Annotated in this window: 23 protein-coding genes; 14 read left to right on the top strand and 9 right to left on the bottom strand. The window is 62.8% G+C overall.

Going from position 1 to position 19,982, the window contains the following annotated elements:
• Positions 1–104 precede the first annotated feature (104 nt).
• The 3 genes from NYQ83_RS04795 (at position 105) to NYQ83_RS04785 (ending at position 1,661) form a co-directional block, all read left to right on the top strand.
• Positions 105–689 (top strand): gamma-glutamylcyclotransferase family protein, encoded by a 585-nt coding sequence (locus NYQ83_RS04795; RefSeq protein WP_261212936.1) that lies wholly within the window; start codon positions 105–107, stop codon positions 687–689.
• A 104-nt stretch (positions 690–793) separates the two neighbouring features.
• A complete protein-coding gene (locus tag NYQ83_RS04790; RefSeq protein WP_234630711.1) occupies positions 794–1,141 on the top strand; it encodes a DUF4440 domain-containing protein in 348 nt (115 codons plus the stop codon).
• A gap of 136 nt (positions 1,142–1,277) precedes the next feature.
• Positions 1,278–1,661, top strand: a complete 384-nt coding sequence (locus tag NYQ83_RS04785; RefSeq protein ID WP_261212935.1) for a hypothetical protein — start codon at positions 1,278–1,280, stop codon at positions 1,659–1,661.
• A 68-nt stretch (positions 1,662–1,729) separates the two neighbouring features.
• Here NYQ83_RS04785 and NYQ83_RS04780 read toward each other — a convergent pair whose 3' ends face one another.
• Positions 1,730–2,926 carry a carboxylate-amine ligase gene (locus NYQ83_RS04780; RefSeq protein ID WP_261212934.1) on the bottom strand — a complete coding sequence of 399 codons (1,197 nt, stop codon included), beginning with the start codon at positions 2,924–2,926 and terminating at the stop codon, positions 1,730–1,732.
• A 192-nt stretch (positions 2,927–3,118) separates the two neighbouring features.
• On the opposite strand from NYQ83_RS04780, the gene NYQ83_RS04775 reads away from it, so the two are divergent.
• The 4 genes from NYQ83_RS04775 to NYQ83_RS04760 all read left to right on the top strand — a co-directional run bounded on the left by NYQ83_RS04775 (position 3,119) and on the right by NYQ83_RS04760 (position 7,164).
• Positions 3,119–4,501: a class II 3-deoxy-7-phosphoheptulonate synthase gene (locus NYQ83_RS04775; protein WP_128292908.1), complete on the top strand. Its 1,383-nt coding sequence runs from the start codon at positions 3,119–3,121 to the stop codon at positions 4,499–4,501.
• Positions 4,502–4,894, top strand: a complete 393-nt coding sequence (locus NYQ83_RS04770; protein ID WP_261212933.1) for a GFA family protein — start codon at positions 4,502–4,504, stop codon at positions 4,892–4,894.
• 34 nt (positions 4,895–4,928) lie between these two features.
• A complete protein-coding gene (locus tag NYQ83_RS04765; RefSeq protein WP_261212932.1) occupies positions 4,929–5,366 on the top strand; it encodes a diacylglycerol kinase in 438 nt (145 codons plus the stop codon).
• A 133-nt stretch (positions 5,367–5,499) separates the two neighbouring features.
• On the top strand, positions 5,500–7,164 hold the full coding sequence (locus NYQ83_RS04760) for an NAD+ synthase (protein ID WP_261212931.1): 1,665 nt from the start codon (positions 5,500–5,502) through the stop codon (positions 7,162–7,164).
• A 14-nt stretch (positions 7,165–7,178) separates the two neighbouring features.
• Here NYQ83_RS04760 and NYQ83_RS04755 read toward each other — a convergent pair whose 3' ends face one another.
• Complete coding sequence (locus tag NYQ83_RS04755; protein ID WP_261212930.1) at positions 7,179–7,628, bottom strand: hypothetical protein; 450 nt, start codon at positions 7,626–7,628, stop codon at positions 7,179–7,181.
• A 272-nt stretch (positions 7,629–7,900) separates the two neighbouring features.
• On the opposite strand from NYQ83_RS04755, the gene NYQ83_RS04750 reads away from it, so the two are divergent.
• Entirely contained in the window at positions 7,901–8,080 is a 180-nt protein-coding gene (locus NYQ83_RS04750) for a hypothetical protein (protein WP_128292923.1), read from the top strand.
• A gap of 78 nt (positions 8,081–8,158) precedes the next feature.
• Entirely contained in the window at positions 8,159–9,550 is a 1,392-nt protein-coding gene (locus NYQ83_RS04745) for a glutamate--tRNA ligase (protein ID WP_261212929.1), read from the top strand.
• Here the strand turns inward: NYQ83_RS04745 and NYQ83_RS04740 are convergent.
• Entirely contained in the window at positions 9,450–10,658 is a 1,209-nt protein-coding gene (locus NYQ83_RS04740) for a DUF2865 domain-containing protein (protein ID WP_261212926.1), read from the bottom strand. The genes NYQ83_RS04745 and NYQ83_RS04740 overlap by 101 nt on opposite strands.
• A 282-nt stretch (positions 10,659–10,940) precedes the next feature.
• Between NYQ83_RS04740 and NYQ83_RS04735 the strand changes: the two genes are divergently transcribed.
• Both NYQ83_RS04735 and NYQ83_RS04730 read left to right on the top strand, forming a co-directional pair.
• Complete coding sequence (locus NYQ83_RS04735; protein WP_261212924.1) at positions 10,941–11,969, top strand: fumarylacetoacetate hydrolase family protein; 1,029 nt, start codon at positions 10,941–10,943, stop codon at positions 11,967–11,969.
• On the top strand, positions 11,966–12,319 hold the full coding sequence (locus NYQ83_RS04730; RefSeq protein ID WP_261212923.1) for a hypothetical protein: 354 nt from the start codon (positions 11,966–11,968) through the stop codon (positions 12,317–12,319). Before NYQ83_RS04735 ends, NYQ83_RS04730 begins: the two co-directional genes overlap by 4 nt.
• Positions 12,320–12,370: 51 nt before the next feature.
• Here the strand turns inward: NYQ83_RS04730 and cimA are convergent, their stop codons facing one another.
• Genes cimA through cysS form a run of 4 tightly spaced genes read right to left on the bottom strand, consistent with a single transcriptional unit; the run spans position 12,371 to position 16,944 of the window.
• Positions 12,371–13,981, bottom strand: coding sequence for a citramalate synthase (cimA, locus tag NYQ83_RS04725; protein ID WP_261212922.1), 1,611 nt, complete (start codon positions 13,979–13,981; stop codon positions 12,371–12,373).
• On the bottom strand, positions 13,978–14,466 hold the full coding sequence (locus NYQ83_RS04720) for a GFA family protein (RefSeq protein ID WP_261212919.1): 489 nt from the start codon (positions 14,464–14,466) through the stop codon (positions 13,978–13,980). The genes cimA and NYQ83_RS04720 overlap by 4 nt, the downstream gene beginning before the upstream one ends.
• Positions 14,467–14,497: 31 nt before the next feature.
• Positions 14,498–15,466, bottom strand: coding sequence for a prolyl aminopeptidase (pip, locus tag NYQ83_RS04715; protein ID WP_128292939.1), 969 nt, complete (start codon positions 15,464–15,466; stop codon positions 14,498–14,500).
• Positions 15,463–16,944 carry a cysteine--tRNA ligase gene (gene cysS, locus NYQ83_RS04710; protein ID WP_261212916.1) on the bottom strand — a complete coding sequence of 494 codons (1,482 nt, stop codon included), beginning with the start codon at positions 16,942–16,944 and terminating at the stop codon, positions 15,463–15,465. Before cysS ends, pip begins: the two co-directional genes overlap by 4 nt.
• A gap of 246 nt (positions 16,945–17,190) precedes the next feature.
• On the opposite strand from cysS, the gene NYQ83_RS04705 reads away from it, so the two are divergent.
• The gene (locus NYQ83_RS04705) at positions 17,191–17,874 is read left to right on the top strand and encodes a ceramidase domain-containing protein (protein WP_261212913.1); all 684 of its coding nucleotides are present in this window, start codon (positions 17,191–17,193) and stop codon (positions 17,872–17,874) included.
• A gap of 71 nt (positions 17,875–17,945) precedes the next feature.
• The gene (locus NYQ83_RS04700; RefSeq protein ID WP_164879660.1) at positions 17,946–18,083 is read left to right on the top strand and encodes a hypothetical protein; all 138 of its coding nucleotides are present in this window, start codon (positions 17,946–17,948) and stop codon (positions 18,081–18,083) included.
• A gap of 68 nt (positions 18,084–18,151) precedes the next feature.
• On the opposite strand, the gene NYQ83_RS04695 is transcribed toward NYQ83_RS04700, so the two are convergent.
• Entirely contained in the window at positions 18,152–18,664 is a 513-nt protein-coding gene (locus tag NYQ83_RS04695; protein ID WP_261213946.1) for a CreA family protein, read from the bottom strand.
• 180 nt (positions 18,665–18,844) lie between these two features.
• Here NYQ83_RS04695 and NYQ83_RS04690 point away from each other — a divergent pair, with 180 nt between their 5' ends.
• Positions 18,845–19,105, top strand: a complete 261-nt coding sequence (locus NYQ83_RS04690) for a hypothetical protein (RefSeq protein ID WP_261212910.1) — start codon at positions 18,845–18,847, stop codon at positions 19,103–19,105.
• A gap of 33 nt (positions 19,106–19,138) precedes the next feature.
• Here NYQ83_RS04690 and NYQ83_RS04685 read toward each other — a convergent pair whose 3' ends face one another.
• A complete protein-coding gene (locus NYQ83_RS04685) occupies positions 19,139–19,750 on the bottom strand; it encodes a TIGR00730 family Rossman fold protein (RefSeq protein ID WP_261212909.1) in 612 nt (203 codons plus the stop codon).
• Positions 19,751–19,982: the final 232 nt, after the last annotated feature.

Raw genomic sequence — 19,982 nt, 5'->3', positions numbered from 1 at the left:
ATCGCGACCTAAAGCGGAATCGCCGCGTCGTCGAGACGAGCGCGTTCTCGTGCCTATGTTAATTGCTCCGACGGCTTCATCTTGTTCGAGGGAGGAGAGGCGCTGTGTTCACCTGTTTTGGCTACGGCTCGCTCGTCAATGCCGCCACGCTGACGCCGGAGGTGGTTGCCGTGCCCGGTAGACTCCGAGGCTGGCGGCGGGCCTGGCGCCATTCCGGCGCCTCAAGCTATGGCGGCCGCTGCACGCTGACGGTGGTGCCCGACCCAGATTGCGAAATCTGGGGGGCGATCGTCGCCCTGCCACATGAAGAGCGCCCGGCGCTCGACCGGCGCGAGGCGCAATATGACGTGGTGGCGCCCTCCGAAGAGGCCGTGACCTGGCTTGCAGGGCGGCCGGAAGGCTGGCCCGACCCGCATCTCTATGTCGGCCATGAAGAGTACGGACGGCCGGGCGACGCCGACAATCCGATCATGCTGTCTTATCTCGACGTGGTGCTGTCGGGCTTTCATGCCGTCTATGGCGAGGCGGGGATTGCGCATTTTCTGGAGACGACGGCGGATTGGCATGTGCCGATCCTCGATGACCGCGCTGCCCCGCGCTATCCGCGCGCACTTGCTTTGGGCGAGCACGAACATGCGCGCGTCGACGAAGCCATTGCCGCCGCCGGTGCAACGAAGATCTCGCTTTAGTGTTATACACATAGAAGAACTTCTATGTTTGAAGGCTCTTCTGTATAAAAGACGATGCGGAGAGCTGGCCATAAGAGCCGGCCGAAACCTGGGAGGCATAGCCAATGATGGACGATGTGAAAGTCTGGTCTGGCGAGAAACGTTTCTGGCTGGAAGGATCTGAGGCCTTCGACGCTCTTATGGACGACGAATGCCTGATGGTGTTTCCGGGTATGGGCGTGATGCCGGCGATGGAAACACGCGATGCGCTGCGCCACGCGCCGCGTTGGTCTTCGGTCGACTTCGCTGATTGCAAGATCGCCCGCCCCGACGCCGATACGTTAGTGCTCGCCTACAAGGCGGAGGGCCATCGTGACGGTGACACGCCGTACCGGGCCTATTGCAGCTCCACCTATCGCTGCCACGATCACAGGTGGAAGCTCGTGCAGCATCAGCAGACGCCTTTGCGGTGAGCACAAGACTGCAGAAAGCCTCGAGGCAATTGCCCCGAGGCTACCTTTGCCTATTTCGACGATCCCGGATGTAAAGCGAGGTAGTATTATCTTAATTTTTTTAATATATATAAATTATACACAATATGGTGTAATCGTGAAAAACGAAGATTACGAGAAATCGGAGAAAATCGAGTTAGCAAGGGCCGCTATTCAAGCGGGTCAGAATGCAATCCGGTCGATAATATTGATTAATGGTGGGGCCGCCATAGCGATTATCGCTCTCCTTGGTCATCTCGCTGGTTCTGACTCGGGCGTGATGCATGATTATGCTCAGTGCCTCTTGCCCTTCGCTGCCGGGACGCTTTTGGGCGGGCTCATGGCGGGTGTCACTTACCTGTCCCAGGCAGCCCACGCGGCAGGTGAGGGATCGAAAGGAACGAAAATCAATAATATCTCTATAATAATAGGATTAATGTCTTATGCGGCCTTTGGGTTGGGCGTGTGGTGGACTTACCAAGCGTTCTCAGGTGCTTTGTAAGTTTATATCGGTGGCGTAGTAAAATTCGATGTTGATCGATGGTTTGCAGGCCTAGTTCCTTCTAGAAATTAGAGTTCCGGTCGCGGCATGACCGACATTTCGGGTTTCTTGTCGCCGGGATGGGCCGGGCGGCAGCCGATGAGTGTTTCGGCCACGAGATGGTCGACGACGGCCTTCAAGGCCTCGTCTTCGCTGGCGCCGTCTTTCAGCGCTTTTTCATAGGTGGCGATCTGCTTGTCGGCGCTGGTGCCGCCGGAGGCGATGGCGCGGATGCGCTCCACCTCCGAGGTGCAACCGAAATGGTCGGCATCTTCCGTGATGAGATCGATCAGTTCGCCGACGAGGTCGACGAACGGAACGACGGCGCCGCGGCCGAAATCGATGAGGTCCCCGGCCGCGCCGTGGCGCTGCGCGATCCAGCGGTTTTCCGCAACGAGCGCCATCGGATAATGCCGCCAGCGCTGGTTCTTACGTCTGAGGCGCCAGAGCATGCGGGCGAGACAGCGGAAAGTGGCGGCGATCGCGATCGCATCGTCGAGACGGGTGCACACATCGGTGATCCGCATCTCGATTGTCGGAAAGCGCACCGAGGGGCGGAGGTCCCACCAGATCTTGGTCGCATCCTCGATGACGCCGGCGCCCGTCAGAACGGAGACGAAGCGCTCGAACTCGCCGAAGGATGAAAAACGCTCCGGCGGGCCGGAACGCGGCAAAGCATCGAAAACGGTGAGACGGAAGGATTTGAGCCCCGCCTTGCGCCCCTGCCAGAACGGCGAGGAGGTGGAGAGGCACAGAAGATGCGGCAGGAAATAGGCGAGCTGATTATGCAGGTCCATCCGCAGCTCGTCGTCCTCGACGCCCACATGCACATGCATGCCGCAGATGATGAGCCGCCGGCCGACCACCTGCAGGCTCTCGGCGATTTCGCGATAGCGCGGCTTGTCGGTGGCGCGCTGGTCCCGCCATTTGGCGAAGGGATGCGTGGAGGCCGCCATCGGAGCGAGGCCGTATTTTTCGGCCTCTTCGGCGATCGTGCCACGAAGCTCGGCGAGGGCGGCTCGTGCGGCCGGAAGATCGGCGCAGACGGGCGTGCCGACTTCGATCTGGCAGCGCAGAAATTCCGGCGCCACCGAATTGCCGTGAGTTTCCTGGCAGGCGGCAAGAAGTTCGGCCGGCGGGTCGACGCACAAATCGCGACTTGTCTTGTCGACGAGGAGGTATTCCTCCTCGATACCGATGGTGAAGCGTGGCTCGTCGCGATCCATCCTTGGATTGTGCGGGCTCGCTGGCCTTAGCGCAAGCACAACCAAACCGTTATACCGCGTATCGGCGTCGCGGGTCGCGATCGCTTGGGTTGACGCTCAAGGCCGAAGGGGCGATAGCGTTGCGGCGAACTGCCGCCGGTCACGAGGACCGGGGTTCCGGCCATATGGGCCGTCTTTTTGAAAGTTGGTGCGATGGAAACGAAGTGGACGCCGTCGAGCTGGAGATCCCGGCCGATCGAGCAGGTGCCGGATTATCCAGATCCTGAGCTTCTCGCCAGTGTCGAGGGCCGCCTTGCCGCCTATCCGCCGCTCGTTTTTGCAGGCGAAGCCCGCAAGCTGAAGCGGCATCTCGGCGAAGTGGCCGAGGGGCGCGCTTTTCTCTTGCAGGGTGGCGATTGCGCCGAGAGCTTTGCCGAACACGGCGCCGACAACATTCGCGATTTCTTCCGCGTCTTCCTGCAGATGGCCGTGGTTCTGACCTTCGCCGGTCGCTCGCCGGTGGTGAAGGTCGGCCGCATCGCCGGTCAGTTCGCCAAGCCGCGCTCCGCACCGACGGAAAAGCAGGGCGATCTCGAGCTGCCGACCTATCGCGGCGACATCATCAACGGCATCGAATTTGAGGATTCCGTGCGCCAGCCGGACCCGATGCGCCTTGAAATGGCGTACCGGCAGTCGGCCGCGACGCTCAATCTTCTGCGCGCCTTCGCCCAGGGCGGCTTCGCCAACCTGGAGCATGTGCACCAATGGATGCTGGGCTTCATTCAGGACAGCCCGCAGGCCTCCCGCTACCAGGCGCTCGCCGATCAGATCAGCGAGACGCTCGGCTTCATGCACGCGATCGGGCTCGACGCGGAATCGACGCCTTCGCTGCGCCAGACGGATTTCTTCACCAGCCACGAGGCGCTGCTCTTGGGTTACGAGCAGGCGCTGACGCGTGTCGATTCCACCTCCGGCGACTGGTACGCGACGTCGGGCCATATGCTGTGGATCGGCGATCGCACGCGCCGGCCGGATCATGCGCATATCGAATTCTGCCGCGGCGTGAAGAACCCAATCGGTTTGAAATGCGGTCCCTCGCTCGATGCCGACGAGCTGTTGCGTCTTATCGATATCCTGAACCCGACGAACGAGGCGGGGCGGCTCACCCTCATCACCCGCTTCGGTTCGGAAGAGATCGGCAAGTATCTGCCGAAGCTCATCCGCAAGGTGGAGCGCGAGGGCCGCAAAGTCGTGTGGTCGTGCGACCCGATGCACGGCAACACGGTGAAAGCGGCGAACGGCTACAAGACGCGCCCCTTCAGCTCGATCCTCGGCGAGGTGGAGAGCTTCTTCGCCATTCACGCGGCGGAAGGAAGCCATGCCGGCGGCGTGCATATCGAGATGACCGGCAAGAACGTGACGGAATGCCTGGGTGGCGCGCGTCCGGTGGAGGTGGAGCATCTCTCCGACCGCTACCACACGCATTGCGATCCGCGCCTCAACGCCGATCAGGCGCTGGAGCTTGCTTTCCTGATTGCCGAATTGCTGCGTAAGGATCGGGTAAGCCGGGAAGCGCGCCAGCGTGCTTCGGCCTGAATGACCGAACTTTCCGGCAGCTGCCTGTGCGGCGCGGTGCGCTTCTCCGTCTCCGGAGAAGTGCGCCAGGTCGTCTCCTGTCACTGTACGCAGTGCCGCAAGCAATCGGGGCATTTCTGGGCGACGAGTGCGGCCAGGAAGGCCGACATGGAAATCGTCGGCACGGAATATGTGCGCTGGTATCAGGCGACGGCGGAGGCCCGCCGTGGCTTCTGCGAATTGTGCGGCTCGCTTCTCTTCTTTGAAGAAACGGGCCGTGAAGACGTGGCTTTTTCTGCCGGAGCGCTCGACGGCGAGACGGGTCTTAAGACCGAAGCGCATGTTTTCGTGGCGGAGAAGGGCGACTATTACCAGATAGCTCCCGGGGAACCGCAGTTCGACGGTCGCGATTAAGCCGAGTAGTCGACATAGCCGAGATGAGATGCCCGTGAACGAGACGCCGAGACAGGCCCGCGATTCCGTCGCTGGAAACCGAAAACGCCAGGCCGCCCTTCCCGGACAGGGCGGGCTGAAGCGGATCATGTCGGCGTCCTCGAATTCCATGCGCGGCTTGAAGAATGCGATTGGAACCGAGGCGGCGGTTCAGCAGGAGATGGCCGTGCTCGCCGTCGGCGTGCCGCTCTCCTTCTTCATTGCCAACAATCCGTGGATCTGGCTTGCCATGGTGGGCTCGCTCTTCTTCATCCTGACGGTCGAACTCCTCAACACAGCGATCGAGCGCCTGTGCAACCACGTGACGCCTGAGCATCACGAGGCGATCCGTGTGACCAAGGACATCGCATCCGCTGCCGTGTTTTTTGCGCTCTCTCTTGGCGGGCTCATCTGGGCGGTTGCCGTCATCGAGCGCTTTGGCTGGTTGCACTGATCCTGCCGACCTCGGTCATGCTCCCGACCGGCCCCTGCGGCGTCTCGCGGGCTCCTGGCCGTCCGACCGTTTCAGCCATTGCTGCTGAAGCGCCGCGGGATTAACTGACACGGGTCAGAGGGAGAGGGGCTTCATGACCACCGACACTCTGCGCATCGCCCTTGCGCAGCTCAATCCGATCGTGGGTGACGTTTCCGGCAACCTGAAGAAGGCGTTGAAGGCGCACGGCGAGGCCGCGAAAGCGGGTGCCGATCTCATCGTCTACAGCGAGCTCTTCCTCTCCGGCTATCCGCCGGAGGATCTGGTGCTTCGCCGGGCCTTCCAGGATGCCTGCCTGGAGGCACTCGACGAACTCGTGGCGGCCACGGCGGACGGCGGCCCCGGAATTCTCATCGGGCTTCCCTATCGCGACAACGGCAACCTTCATAATTCCGTGGCGCTTGCCGATGGCGGCGAATTGATTGGTCTGCGCCATAAGGTCGACCTGCCCAATTACGCCGTCTTCGACGAAAAGCGGGTCTTCGATGCGGGCCCGCTGCCCGGCCCCATCGGCTTTCGCGGCGTGCGCCTTGGCGTGCCGATCTGCGAGGACATCTGGACCGACGAGGTGACGGAATGTTTGGCCGAGACGGGGGCTGAGCTTCTGATCGTGCCGAACGGGTCGCCCTACGAGCGCATCAAGCCGGACGTGCGCATGCAGGTGGCGCTGGAGCGCGTCGTCGAAACCGGCCTGCCGATGATCTATCTCAACCAGATCGGCGGTCAGGACGAACTCGTCTTCGATGGTGGTTCGTTCGGCTTCGAGCGTGATCGTCGGCTCGCTTTTCAGATGCCGCAGTTCGAGGAATCAGTGGCGCTCACCGTCTGGGAGCGCAGCGACGCGGGCTGGACATGCCGTGAAGGCCCGATGGCGCGGCTGTCGGACCAGATGACGGCCGATTGGCGCGCCTCCGTTCTGGGGCTCAAGGATTACGTCACCAAGAACCGCTTTCCGGGCGTGGTGCTGGGGCTTTCCGGCGGCATCGATTCTGCGATCTGTGCCGCGATTGCCGTCGATGCGCTGGGGCCGGAGCGCGTGCATTGCGTGATGATGCCCTACCGCTACACGTCGTCGGAGAGCCTCAAGGACGCCAAGGAATGCGCCGAGGCGCTCGGCGTGCGCTACGACATCGTGCCGATCGCCGAGGCGGTCGAGGGCTTCGACCGGATGCTGGAGGAGCTTTTCGCCGGCCATCCCTCGGACGTGACGGAAGAAAACATCCAGTCGCGCGTCCGCGGGACGCTGTTGATGGCGATCTCCAACAAGTTCGGCTCCATGGTCGTGACGACAGGCAACAAGTCGGAAATGTCCGTCGGCTATGCGACCCTCTATGGCGACATGAACGGCGGCTTCAACCCGATCAAGGATCTCTACAAGACCGAGGTCTACCGCCTGTCGCGCTGGCGCAATGACAACCGCCCCGAAGGGCTTCTCGGGCCTGAGGGCGTCGTCATTCCGGAGAACATCATCGACAAGGCCCCGACGGCGGAGTTGCGCGAAGGCCAAAAGGACCAGGATTCGCTCCCCCCTTACGAGATCCTCGACGGCATTCTGCAGGGCCTGGTGGAGCGCGAGGAAAGCGCCGCCGAACTCATCGAAAAGGGCTACGAGGCCGATACGGTGAAGCGGGTGCAGAAGCTTCTTTATATCGCCGAATACAAACGACGGCAGGCGGCGCCCGGCGTGAAAATCTCGTCCAAGAACTTCGGCCGCGACCGGCGGTATCCGATCGTCAATGGCTGGCGCGATGCGGTGTGAGGGCTTGCTTCAGGTCAATCCGGCTGGTTGATCGTCTTGACGAGAATCTTGCCGTCGCTCTTGTCGAACCAGACTTCGCCATTGCCGATCATCGCGCCCTGATCGCGGATGAAGAGCGCGCCGTAGCTCGCTTCTTCGATCGCCGAACGCACGCCGGGCGTGAAGATGTCGTCGAAGGCGGCGAGAAACGCGTCGCGATCGGCATAGGTCTGGGCACCGTCCGGGCCGTAGACATTAAGCGGGTAGCGCATCATGACGGCAAGCGCGTCATGATCGTCTGAGCGCGTCGCCTCCTGCAAATGGCTCAGGAAGTCGCGCGCCTCGGCGGGGTTGTCGATGCCGGCCATGTCGAGACGCTCGTCGACCGGGCAGGGCGCATTCGGATCGGTGCATTCATCTGCGAAAGAGGCCGAAGCGGTGGCGGCGAGGAGGCCTGCGGCAAGACATAGGCTACGGCTCCACATCCTCTGATCTCCTCTCGCTCAGCAACATCGTCGAGATAATGCTCGGATTGCAGTGACAACTCACCCTATCTTGAATCGTTCAAAATCAGAACGGCTGTTGGATAAAGCAAGGTCGTAGCGGTCCCGCAGCAGTTGCTGCAAGCCTCGCGCAAGCTTCCCCGATTAGAGTGCAACGGCAGGCTCAGATCTCTCTTCAGCCTGTGTCGTTTGCTTCGTCATCGCCCCTCCGCCCGCAAGCCCGAGGGCCGGGGCGGCGTGACCAGGAGACGAAAATGTCGGGCGACATGAAGGTGACGGCATCGAGGATCGACCGGGTCGAGCGGATCCGCGCGATGCTGGAAATCCGCGAACGCATGAAAGAGGCGCGTCGCCGTTCGAAACATGACGACGAGACGGATGAAGACCGCCTCGCGATCGAAGGGCCGAAGCGTTCTTATGAGGATGCGGAATAGTCTTCGACGCCCTTTGCAGATCAGAACAGCTTTCGTCGCGATTGCGCCTTGGCGGGCGAAAAGCTAAGTCCCCTCGCCATGGCTTCTCCGATCGTTCGTTTCGCGCCGTCGCCGACCGGCCGCATTCATGCCGGCAACGCCCGCACTGCGCTCTACAATTGGTTCTTCGCTCAGAAAGAGGGCGGAAAGTTCATCCTGCGCTTCGACGACACCGACGAGGCGCGCTCGACGCGCGAATTCGCCGATGCGATCGAGGAGGATCTCGCCTGGCTCGGGATTTCGCCGAACCGTATCGAGCGTCAGTCACTCAGGCTGGCATCGTATGAGGAGGCGGCCGAGGGCCTTAAGGCTGCCGGACTGCTTTATCCCTGTTACGAGACGCCGGAAGAGCTGGAGCGGCAAAGGAAGCGCCGGCTCGGCCGCGGCCTCCCGCCGGTCTACGACCGCCGGGCGTTGAAGCTGACCGACGAAGAGCGGGCAGCATTCGAGGCAGAGGGGAGACAGCCGCATTGGCGGTTTCTTTTGCCGAATTTCTCCGACGACCCGTTCGCGACCGTGCGCACCGAGCGGAGCTGGGAAGACGTCTTCCGTGGCCCGCAATCCGTCGATCTTGCGTCTCTGTCCGATCCCGTGCTCGTGCGCGGCGACGGCACGTTTCTCTATACGCTGCCTTCTGTGGTCGATGATCGCGATATGGGCGTCACCCATGTCCTGCGCGGCGACGACCATGTGACCAACACCGGCGTGCAGCTTGCGCTTTTCGAGGCGCTTCAGGCGACGCCGCCGGCCTTCGGTCACCACAATCTGTTGCAGACGGAGGCGGGCGAGGGCTTTTCCAAGCGTTACGAGTCTCTGTCTCTGGCGGCGCTCCGTCGCGATGGCATCGAAGCGGTGGCGCTTGCCGCCTATGCGAGCCTCATCGGCACAGGCCAGTCGGTGCAGCCGGTGAACGACCTTGCCGAGCTCGTGGCGCTTTTCGATCCGACGAAGGTGAACCGCGCGCCGGCGCGCTTCTCCGTCGGCGAGTTGAAGAACCTCAACTCACGCATCCTTGCGCATCTGCCCTATGAGGTTGTCTCGGAACGGCTGGAGGAGGCGGGCGTCAAGGGCGGTGAAACCTTCTGGCATGCCGTCCAGGGCAATATTGAAAAACTCGCCGACGCCGCCTTCTGGTGGCGGGTCGTGCGCGATCCCATCGAGCCGGCGATCGAGCCGGAGGATGCGGACTTCCTCCGGCAAGCGGCCGAACTGCTGCCCGAGGAACCCTTCGACGAGACCACCTGGGGAACCTGGACGCAGGCCGTGAAAGAGAAGACCGGCCGGCGCGGCAAGGGCCTTTTCCTGCCGCTTCGCCGCGCGCTGACGGGCGCTACTTCTGGACCGGAGCTACGAGAACTCCTTCCTTTTTTGGGCCGCCCCAATACACTGGCCCGACTATGCGCACCTTGCTCCGGGACTGAGACCCCGTAGCCTCGTCGCTCTTGCCGGTTGCGGCCTTGCTGGAGCCTGAGCTGGAGAGGTCTTCGTCCGGTGTGGAAGTGGTCTTCGCAGCCGTCCCCTTCGTATCGCCGTTTTCGGATGGCGTCTGCGCCGCCGTATCCGGTCCTGCGGGCGCGGTGTCTTCCGTTGCCGTTGTGGGCGTGTCGCTGCCGTCCTCGGATGGCTCTTCCGCGTTGGGGTTGGAAGGGCCGCGCAAGGTCGCGATATCGGGGGCGTCCGGGCGCGCCTGCGGCAGGCTCTCGGGCCGCGACATCTGCGGCTGCGCGCCAGGCTCCGCGTCGGGGCGTGGCGTCGCGATGATGGAGAAATTGCTGTCGCCGTTTCGGCACGAACAGGCGGCGCTCACTTCCTTGCGATACTCGAACGCATTGGGCAGGGCCGCGTACGGCTCGCCCGACAAGGACATCATATTGGCCGGATTGTCGTCGCCGCTTGGCTGATAATAGAGCTCCGCCTCGCCGCCCGGACACATGGACTGGCAGGCAGCTTCATCTTGAGCGAAACGCTCGGCCGTCGTGGCGAAGCTGATCGGGAAATAATAGCCGTCGCAGCGGCGCACACACAATGTGCGGTAGCTGCCCCCGAAAGACGGAGCGAAGGTCGGCTCGGGGATGCCCGGCGCGGGCTCTGGATAGACAGGCTCCCGCGCCATGAAGGGTTCAATGCCGCAACCGCGCCGGACGAGAAGCTCGCGCACGCGGTCGGCCCTGCGCAGATCCTGCGGCCGGTCATAGCGCATGGAAAGCGCCTCGAGCCTGTCGAGATTGGCGCGCATCCGCTGAATCTGGCCGATCATATCGGCGCATTGGCGTGATGCCGGGCCTTGCGCGAAGGGAAATCCTCCCCCGAGGCAGCCGGCCGCCGCCGCCCGGTCTTCGGCCTGTTGCAGAACGGCCGCCTGCTCCTGCCAGGCCTCTCGGTATTCCTGTGCGCGCGGATCGGGTGTGGCCGCCTGGCTTTCCAGCCGCGCAAGCTCCGCTTCGAGGCCCTCGCAGGTGAGCGCAGCGGCAGGTTGCGTCGCGGCGATGAGAACCGCGGCGGCAAAAGACGCCGTGATCAAACTGGCTGCTTTTCGCAATGCCTGTCTCCGACCTACCTGGGGACTTTATAATTCTCAAAGATTGGCCAAACTTAGCAGACGTCACCTGAACTGCGCGTGAATGGCCTGGATAAGATGCGGGAAAGGCCTGTTCGCGCCGACTCCGGAAGGAAAAGACGGCGAGAACGGGTGGCCGGCATGCCGAGTGAGATCGCGGGGTGAGGACTACCATGTGGGCGAAACGGTTGCGGCGCGAGCGTTGACCTTGCGCGGCGATGACCTCGGTATCCGACTTGGCGCAGAGACGGGGGATAGCGCGCGATGAGGCTCGCCACGCTCAACGACGGCAGCCGGGATGGAAGCCTTGTCGTGGTCTCCGCCGACAACCGCCGCTACACGCCTGCTGGTGGCATCGCCGGGACGATGCAGGAAGCTTTCGAGCGCTGGCAGGAGGCGGAGCCGCAATTGCGGGCGCTCGCCGTCAGGCTCGATATTGGCCAGATCGAGGGCCGGCCTTTAGTGGCGGCGAACTGCCTTGCGCCGCTGCCGCGCGCCTATCAATGGGCCGAGGCCTCCGTCTATACGCGCCACCTCGAACTCATGCATGGGGGCCGCGGGGAGGACATGCCGGCAAGCTTCTGGGTCGATCCCTTGATCTCGGAGGGCGCATCCAGCCGTTTTCTGGCGCCGCGCGAACCGATTATGTTGCCGGAAGAGGCGCTGGAACTCGACGGCGGCTTCGGCCTCGATTTCGAGGCGAGCCTTGCCGTCATCACCGACGATGTGCCGATGGGGGTGAGCGCCTCGGAAGCTCTCCGCCACATCAAGCTGATCGCCCTCGTCAATTGCATCACCCTGCGCCATCTCGTGCCCAGCGAGATTGCCAAAGGCTTTGGCTTCTTCAAATCGAAGCCGGCGGCGAGCTTTGCGCCGATCGCCGTTACCCCCGATGAATTCGGCCGCCAATGGCAGGGGGGCAAGCTGGCCGGCAGGCTTCTCGTCACCATCAACACGCGCCGGTTCGGCGACCTCAATCCGGCCCTCGATATGGCTTTCGATTATGGACAGATCATCGCCCACGCAGCCTGCACGCGGCGCCTTCCGGCCGGCTCCTTGATCAGTGCGGGCGCGGTGTCGAACGGCGATCCCGCGCGAGGACCAGGCCGGCCGATTTCCTGGGGCGGCAACGGCTATGCCTGCATCGCCGAGATGCGCATGATGGAGACCGTCGATTATGGCCATCCCGATACGCGGTTTCTGACGGGCGGGGATGTGGTCCATATCGAGATGGTGGATGCGCACGGCCAGTCGTGCTTCGGGGCAATCGAACAGGAGGTGAAGCGGATATGAGCGAAACAGGCGAGCGACCGCCACTGTTTGCGAATGCCGCCCAGTTGTGGCGCGGCTTTCTGATCCTCAATCTTCTGATCGTACCGGCGCTTGCGATCCTCGCGGGCCTTTATGGCGATTTCGCCGGGCCGGGGCTGCAGCTCTTCTTCGCCTATCTCGTCACGCTCGTCGGCGTGATCGGCAATTTCACCATTTGGCTGTCGGCGCGCCGGATGAAGCTCAAGCAGCACTGGCTGATCCTGGTCTGGATCCTGTTGTGCCTTGCCACGGCGATCGTCATGGGAGCGGCCTCGCCCATCACCATGATGTTGCATCTGGTGATGCCGGGTCCGGCTCCAGCAACGCCTTGATCATAGGGGAGAATGCGTGGCGCGGCGGCATGCCCGCCGCGCCGGCGCTCGTTATTCCGCAGCCGCCTGCATTTCCGGCATCGTCTTCACGAGCTTGAAGACCACGGCGTCGAGAAGCGCCTCGAAAGAGGCGTCGATGATGTTGGGCGAGACGCCGACGGTGAACCAGCGATTGCCTTCCCCGTCTCGGCTTTCGATGAGAACCCGGGTCACGGCCTCCGTGCCGCCATTGAGGATACGCACCTTGAAGTCGACGAGTTCGAGATCCTCGATCGCCGAGGAAAGATCGCCGAGATCCTTGCGAAGCGCCCGATCAAGTGCGTTGACGGGGCCGTTGCCTTCCTCCACCGACATGCGCCGCTCGCCGTTGACCTTCACCTTGACGACGGCTTCCGACACGGTGACGAGATCGCCGACGGCGTTGTAGCGCCGCTCCACATCGACCCGGAAACCTTCAACCTCGAAGAAGTCCGGCACGTGGCCGAGACGCCGGCGGGCGAGAAGCTCCAGCGAGGCATCGGCCGCCTCATAGGCGTAGCCCGCCGCCTCGCGTGCCTTGATGTCGGCGAGGAGACCGTCGAGGCGCGGATCTTTGCGATCGACCTCGAGGCCGAACCGGGCGAGTTCGGCAAGAAGGTTCGAGCGACCTGCCTGATCGGAGACCAGCATGCGGCGCCGATTGCCGATCTCTTCCGGCTTCACATGTTCGTAGGTCTCCGGCTCCTTGACGATCGCAGAGGCATGGATGCCCGCTTTGGTCGCGAAGGCCGACGCGCCGACATAAGGCGCCTGCCGGTCGGGCGTCCGGTTCAGGATTTCGTCGAAGGCGTGCGATACGTCGGTCAACGTTGCAAGCTCCTCGCGCGTCACCCCGATCTCAAAGCGCTCGTGATAGGCGGGCTTCAGCATCAGGGTCGGGATCAAGGTGGTGAGGCTCGCATTGCCGCAGCGCTCGCCGACACCGTTCAAGGTGCCCTGGATCTGCCGCACGCCTGCATCGACGGCCGCCAGCGAATTCGCCACCGCATTGCCGGTGTCGTTGTGCGCATGGATGCCAAGGCGGTCGCCAGGCACCACCGAGGTCACGTCCCGGACGATCTCCGAGATTTCGTCAGGCAGTGTGCCGCCATTGGTGTCGCACAGCACGATCCAGCGAGCCCCGGCCTCAAGCGCCGTCTTGGCGCAGGCGAGCGCGTAGTCGCGGTTCGCCTTAAAGCCGTCGAAGAAATGCTCGCAATCGAGCATTGCCTCGCGTCCGGCGGCTTTCGCCGCGGCGATGCTTTCGCGGATGCCTTGGAGGTTTTCCTCATTGGTGGCGCCGAGCGCGACACGCACATGATAGTCCCAGCTCTTGGCGACGAAGCAGATGGCTGCGGAATCCGCCTGTAAGAGAGCCTGCATGCCGGGATCGTTGTCGACCGACCGGCCGGCGCGCTTGGTCATGCCGAAGGCGGTGAAGACCGCACGATGCGTCCGCCGGCGCTGGAAAAACTCCGTATCGGCCGGGTTGGCGCCCGGGTAACCGCCCTCGACATAATCGACGCCGAGCCGATCGAGCATGGCCGCGACGGCCGCCTTTTCCTCAAGGGAAAAATCAATGCCCGGCGTCTGCTGGCCGTCCCGGAGTGTCGTGTCGAAAAGGTAGAGCCGTTCTCTGGTCATTGGTGCGCGCCTCCTTTTGGGGGCCAGCTGGTCGTGTCGTGATCGGGGTGTTGATAGGAAACGATGTCGGCGAGAAAGGCCGGGGCTTCGGGATCGTTTTCGGTGCGATGGCCGGGAAGGCCGGCAAGATGATCGACGAAGGGAAGCTTCGCCTCGACGCCGAACTGCACTTTGGGCGGAATTTTCGCCGGCTCGTCGAAAGCGCCGATGGCGAGCGCGATGCCATCCGGGGCCTCGTAGGTGAGGGGCGTCCCGCAATCCTTGCAGAAGCCGCGCCGCACATGATTGGAGCTTTGAAAATGGGCCGGCGTCCCGCGCGTCCATTCAAGCGTGTCGGGCTTCACGGCCACGAGTGGCGCATAGAAGGCGCCGAAGGCCCTCTGGCACATGCGGCAATGGCAGATTGAGCCGGCCCCGAGCGGTCCCGTCACGCGAAAACGCACCTTGCCGCACTGGCAGCCGCCGCTCATCGTGTCTTCGCGCATCTCTCTGCCTCCCTTGTGGCGAAGTTGCTCATCACCTGAGCTTTCCTGCAAAGCGATCGTTCGCTTCGACGAGATGGTGAAGGATGCCAGGCTCTGAAAAAGCGTGGCCGGCTCCTTCGACGATCTTCAAATCCGCTTCCGGCCAGGCGCGATGCAGTTCCCACGCGGTCTGCACGGGGCAGGCCATGTCGTAGCGGCCCTGCACGATGACGCCCGGAATATCCTTGAGCTTGTGCGCATCCCGGATCAGCTGGCCTTCCTCGAACCAGCCGAGATGGCTGAAATAATGGTTCTCGATGCGCGAAAAGGCGAGCGCGTAATCGGCCTGGTCGTGGCGCGAAATGCCGGCTTCGTCCGGCAGGAGCGTGACCGTGGAGCCTTCCCAAACACTCCAGGCCCGCGCCGCTTCGACCCGCACGGCACGATCTTCATGCGTCAGCCGGCGGCGATAGGCGGCGACGAAGTCGTCACGCTCGTCTTCCGGAATGGGCGCAACGAATTTCTCCCAGCGATCGGGAAAGATCAGCGATGCGCCCTTCTGGTAGTACCAGTCGATTTCGCTTTTGCGCATGGTGAAGATGCCGCGCAGCACGAGTTCGGTGACCCGTTCGGGATGCGTCTCCGCATAGGCGAGCGCGAGCGTCGACCCCCAGGAGCCGCCGAAGACAAGCCACTCTTCCACGCCCATCACGGCGCGCAAGCGCTCGATATCCTCCACGAGATGCCAGGTCGTGTTGGCTTCAAGCTCGGCATGGGGACGCGAGCGGCCGCAGCCGCGCTGATCGAAGAGAAGAACGCGGTAACGTTCCGGGTCGAAGAGGCGCCGATGCGCCGGCGAGCAGCCTCCGCCTGGCCCGCCATGCAAAAACACGGCCGGCTTGCCCTCGGGATTGCCGGAGATCTCCCAGTAGACGGAATGCCCGTCGCCGACATCGAGAGTGCCCGACGCGTAAGGCGTGATCGGCGGATAGAGTGTTCTGAGCCCGCGCGGATCGTTCATCGCTTGATCTCCCAGCTGGTCACGAGTTCGCCGCTTGCAGGATCGCGCTGATCCTTGAGCTGGATGCCTTTGGCAGCGAGTTCGTCGCGGATTTCGTCGGCTTTCGCCCAGTTCTTGGCGGCTCTCGCGGCTGCGCGTGCGGCGATCCGCTCTTCGATCTCGTCTTCACCGAGCGCCATCGCCTTCGGCCGCCAGCTCTTCCATTCTGTTTCGCTGAGCTGACCGAGCCCGAGAAGATTGAGCGCTGCCTTGAAGCGCGCCTTCTCCTCACCCTCGTGATCGTCGGCGACCCCCTCGCCGATGCGGTGGAGGAGAGCGATCGCCTCCGGCGTGTTGAGGTCGTCTTGGAGAGCGGCGCCGACGGAGCCCTCGCCATCGAGGAGCGCATTGGCGCCGCCGGAATAGGCCTCGATGTCGCCCAGATACCCGTACCAGCGGTCGAGCGTGCGCTTTGCCGCGGAGAGCTTGTCATGGGTGAAGTCGAGCGGCGCGCGGTAATGCGTCGTCAGCATCGCGAGCCGGATCGCCTCGCCCGGCCATTCGCTGACGGCGTCGCGGATGGTGATGAAGTTGCCGAGCGATTTCGACATCTTCTCGCCTTCCACCTGCAGATAGCCGTTGTGCATCCAGTAGCGCGCCATAGCCGAGCTGCCATGGGCGCAGCGCGATTGCGCGATCTCGTTCTCATGATGCGGGAAGATGAGGTCGAGCCCGCCGCCATGGATGTCGAAGGTCGTGCCGAGATAGCGCGCCGACATGGCCGAGCACTCGATGTGCCAGCCGGGGCGCCCGGGCCGCTCGACACCGCCGGGGGAGGGCCAGGCGGGTTCGCCTTCGTCCGACGGCTTCCACAAAACGAAATCCATCGGGTCGCGCTTATAGGCTTCCACCTCGACGCGGGCACCGGCCCGCATCTCGTCGAGACGCCGGTTCGACAAGGCGCCATAATCGGGCATCGAGGAGACGTCGAAGAGAACATGATCCTCGGCCACATAAGCGTGGCCTTTGGCGATGAGCTCGTCGATCATCGTCTTCATTTCTTCGATGTTTTCCGTTGCCCGCGGCTCATGCGTCGGCGGCATGGCGCCAAGAGCAGCCGCGTCTTCGTGATACTGGCGCTCGGTGACCTCCGTCACCTTGCGGATCGCCTCGTTCAAGGGAAGCTCGCCGTATTCGGCCGCAGCGCGCGCGATGATCTTGTCGTCGACATCGGTGATGTTGCGCACATAGGTGACGTGGTCGGCGCCATAGAGATGGCGCAGGAGCCGGAACAAGACGTCGAAGACGAGAAGCGGCCGTCCATTGCCGATATGGGCGAAGTCGTAGACCGTCGGCCCGCAGACATAGAGGCGCACATTGTCGGGATCGAGAGGATAGAAATCCTCTTTCCTGCGCGTCAGCGTATTGTGCAGCTTGAGGCCGCGGAAGGCGCTGTCTTGGTTGAGCTTGTCGCCGTCAGCCATGTCGTGTTCAGCCATGAGTATCCCGTCCGGCTGGCCGGGCGTTGCTCGTGGCGGAATTTTCAGACGAGAACGGCCTGACCAGCGATTGTCGCTAGTCGATAATAATCCCGCAGATGCAGATGGCGCTAAAGAGCGCGCGGTCGCCGTTCATGGCTGCGCTTATCGCGGAGGCGTGCGTTTTGGTCAAGAGTGGAGGTGTGGAAGGCTTAAGGTGATGCCAACCCCGTTTCGCGTCCGGCGCGAACCGACTAGCTTCGCGCCATGAACTGGACCGAGCCGATCGACATCTATTGCGAGCGCACCGACCCGAGCTTTTGGGCGGAGCCGCTCAATGCGGTCTCCAACATCGCCTTTCTGATCGCGGCCTTCTGGGCTTATCGCCGCTGGCAACGCGCCGGCGGTGAGGATCGTGCCGCGCTCTTCCTGATCGCGCTCGGTGCGACCATCGGCATCGGCTCTTTTTTATTCCACACCTTCGCCAATCGCTGGTCGGTGATGGCCGATGTCGTTCCGATCTCGATCTTCATCTATGTTTATTTCGGTCTCGCTCTCCGCCGCTTTTTCGGGCTTTCCTGGCTGCGGACGATCGTGGCGCTTCTCGCCTTTGTCGCGTTCTCCTTCGCGGTCGAGCCGCTTCTGCGGCCCTTGTTCGGTGGCTCAGCCGGCTATGCGCCGGCGCTTCTGGCCATGCTCGGCGTCGGCGGCCTCCTCTGGCGTGAGGGGCACCCGGCGGCGCGCCTGATCCTCGCCGCGGCCGGCATCTTCGCCCTGTCGCTGTGCCTGCGCATGACCGATGAGCCGATCTGCACGACGCTGCCGATCGGCACGCATTATTTCTGGCACGTCTTCAATGCAGTGACGCTCGCCATCCTGGTGGCGGCGGCGATCCGAGCGGGACCGCGAAAAGAGCGGGTGCGGTCAGAAACGTTTCATCGATCTGAATAGTGGCTGAACGGCCGGATCAGGCCGGGTTCAAAGCCGCCCTGGTACCTCTGGCTTCAACGCTGGAGGCAACGATGACGCGCATTCTTTTCTCACTCGCCTGTTTCGGCCTGATCTCGGCATCCGTGGTGACGGCACAGGATATGCCTTCGAAGCCCGACCGTTTCGGCGGGGCCGTCGGCATCGTTCTGATCAGCTCGCTGCAGCGCTGAGCGCGCAATCGAGATGTTCGCGCAGCGCCGAGTTTCATAAGATATTGGGGAGCTGGTTTGAGGGAGCCTCAATCTTCCAGCCAGTCGCCGCATTTCGGTGCCGGGGAATTTCCCCAGGGCATGATCGGCACGGTTGAAGTGGAGTTCTTCGGCGAACCTTCGACGATCTTGTCGGAATAGACGAGATAGACGAGCACATTGCGCTTGGCGTCGCAGCCGCGGACGATGCGCATCTTCTTGAAGATCAGCGAGCGGCGCTGGCGAAACACTTCATCGCCCTGCTCGAATTTCTCTTTGAACGTGATCGGTCCCACCTGCCGGCAGGCGAGTGACACGTCGGAGAGCTCTTCCACGACATTGAAGAGACCGCCGATGCCGCCCTTTTCCGGCACGGTGTAATGGCAGGCCACGCCCTCCACGGCGGGGTCGTCGATGCCGTAGGTCGCAAGCGTATGATCGGGCGTCAAAAGTTTGAAGACGGTCGACTTCCGGAAAATGAGATCCGGCTCCTCAGCGTTGGCGGCACTGAAGGTCGGGGCCGTCAGAGTGAGAGCGAACAGGAAGACGAAAAAGGCGCGCATCGAAATCTCCAGAAAGTCGCGGCGATTACATAGGAGCGGCACTTCGTATTTGCGAGGCGGTTTTCTGCGCATGGCGTAACGCTCTGTGGCGGCTAATGAAAACGTCCTCGCATGAGGGAACCGGGCACATGCCTGCCGACGTTTTCCAAGACATGGAAAAGTCTTCTGGAGGAGCGTGCAATGGCTGACATACGCAGCCGTGATCTTCGTGGTCGCTGGCGAAGGGCTCTTTTCTGGCTCTTTGTCGGCGGTCTTATCGTTCTTGGCGCGGTGATGATGCTGCTCGATCCGCTCCTCGTCTTGGGCGATACGAGCACCAATCTCGGCATCAGCATCGTCGTCTTCGAGATCGTCCTCCTGATCGCCGGGCTGAGCTGGCTGGCGCTTCTCGTCACGACAAGGCCGCGCCGCCCGCCGGAGGAATTCGGCCGGGACGGGTGATTCGAGGATGAGACGCGGCGAGACCGTGCGCAGTCACATCCGGCGCACGGTCTCTGCATGAGCGGCCTGCCGGTCGCCGTTTTCCGCCTCGCCGGCGAGCGCCGCGCGCAGGCTTGGCAGAATGTCCTCGACGCTCTCTGCCTCCAGGAAGCGGATGTCGGAGGTTTCCCGGATGAAGCCTTCACCGCGCATATGGTCGAGAAGGTTGATGAGCGGCTGCCAGAAACCGCCGAGATTGGCCACGAGGACGGGCTTGTGATGCTGGCCGAGCTGCGCCCAGGTCATCATTTCGACGACCTCTTCGAGCGTCCCGATTCCGCCCGGCAGTGCGACGAAGGCGTCGGCGCGCTCGAACATGGTGCGCTTGCGCTCGTGCATATCCGTCGTGAGGATGAGTTCGGTGACGTCGGCAAAAAGCTGTTCACGTTCCTCCAAGAACTGCGGAATGATGCCGGTGACGGCGCCTCCGCAATCGAGGACCGAGCGGGCAAGCGTGCCCATTAGCCCGACCGAGCCGCCCCCGTAGACGAGGCGGATGTTCTCTTCCGCCAGGATACGCCCGAAGGCGCGTGCGGCCTCCGCATGGGAAGGTTCGCGGCCGGGGGCCGAGCCGCAATAAACGCAGACATTTTCAAGTTTGCTCATATGTCCCGCTTTGCACCGCCGGAGGAAACCGTCAAGCGCATCGCGCGCGGTTTGCGTTTCCGGCAAGGCCATTAGCTTGGCAACTGAATTTAAGGATGCACGTGATCACGCGTCAGACAGGTATGTGATCGGCTTCTTCTCGTAGAAGGGCCGGCAACGTCTTGTTGACCATAGCTTTCCTCCGTAAGGATAAACTTCGCCAAAGTGCGCCGTGGGGGCGGCTGTGCTTTTG

This window comes from Afifella sp. JA880, from assembly GCF_025379905.1.
GTDB classification, from domain to species: domain Bacteria; phylum Pseudomonadota; class Alphaproteobacteria; order Rhizobiales; family Afifellaceae; genus Afifella; species Afifella aestuarii.
This window is presented reverse-complemented; position numbering and strand designations above follow the sequence as displayed.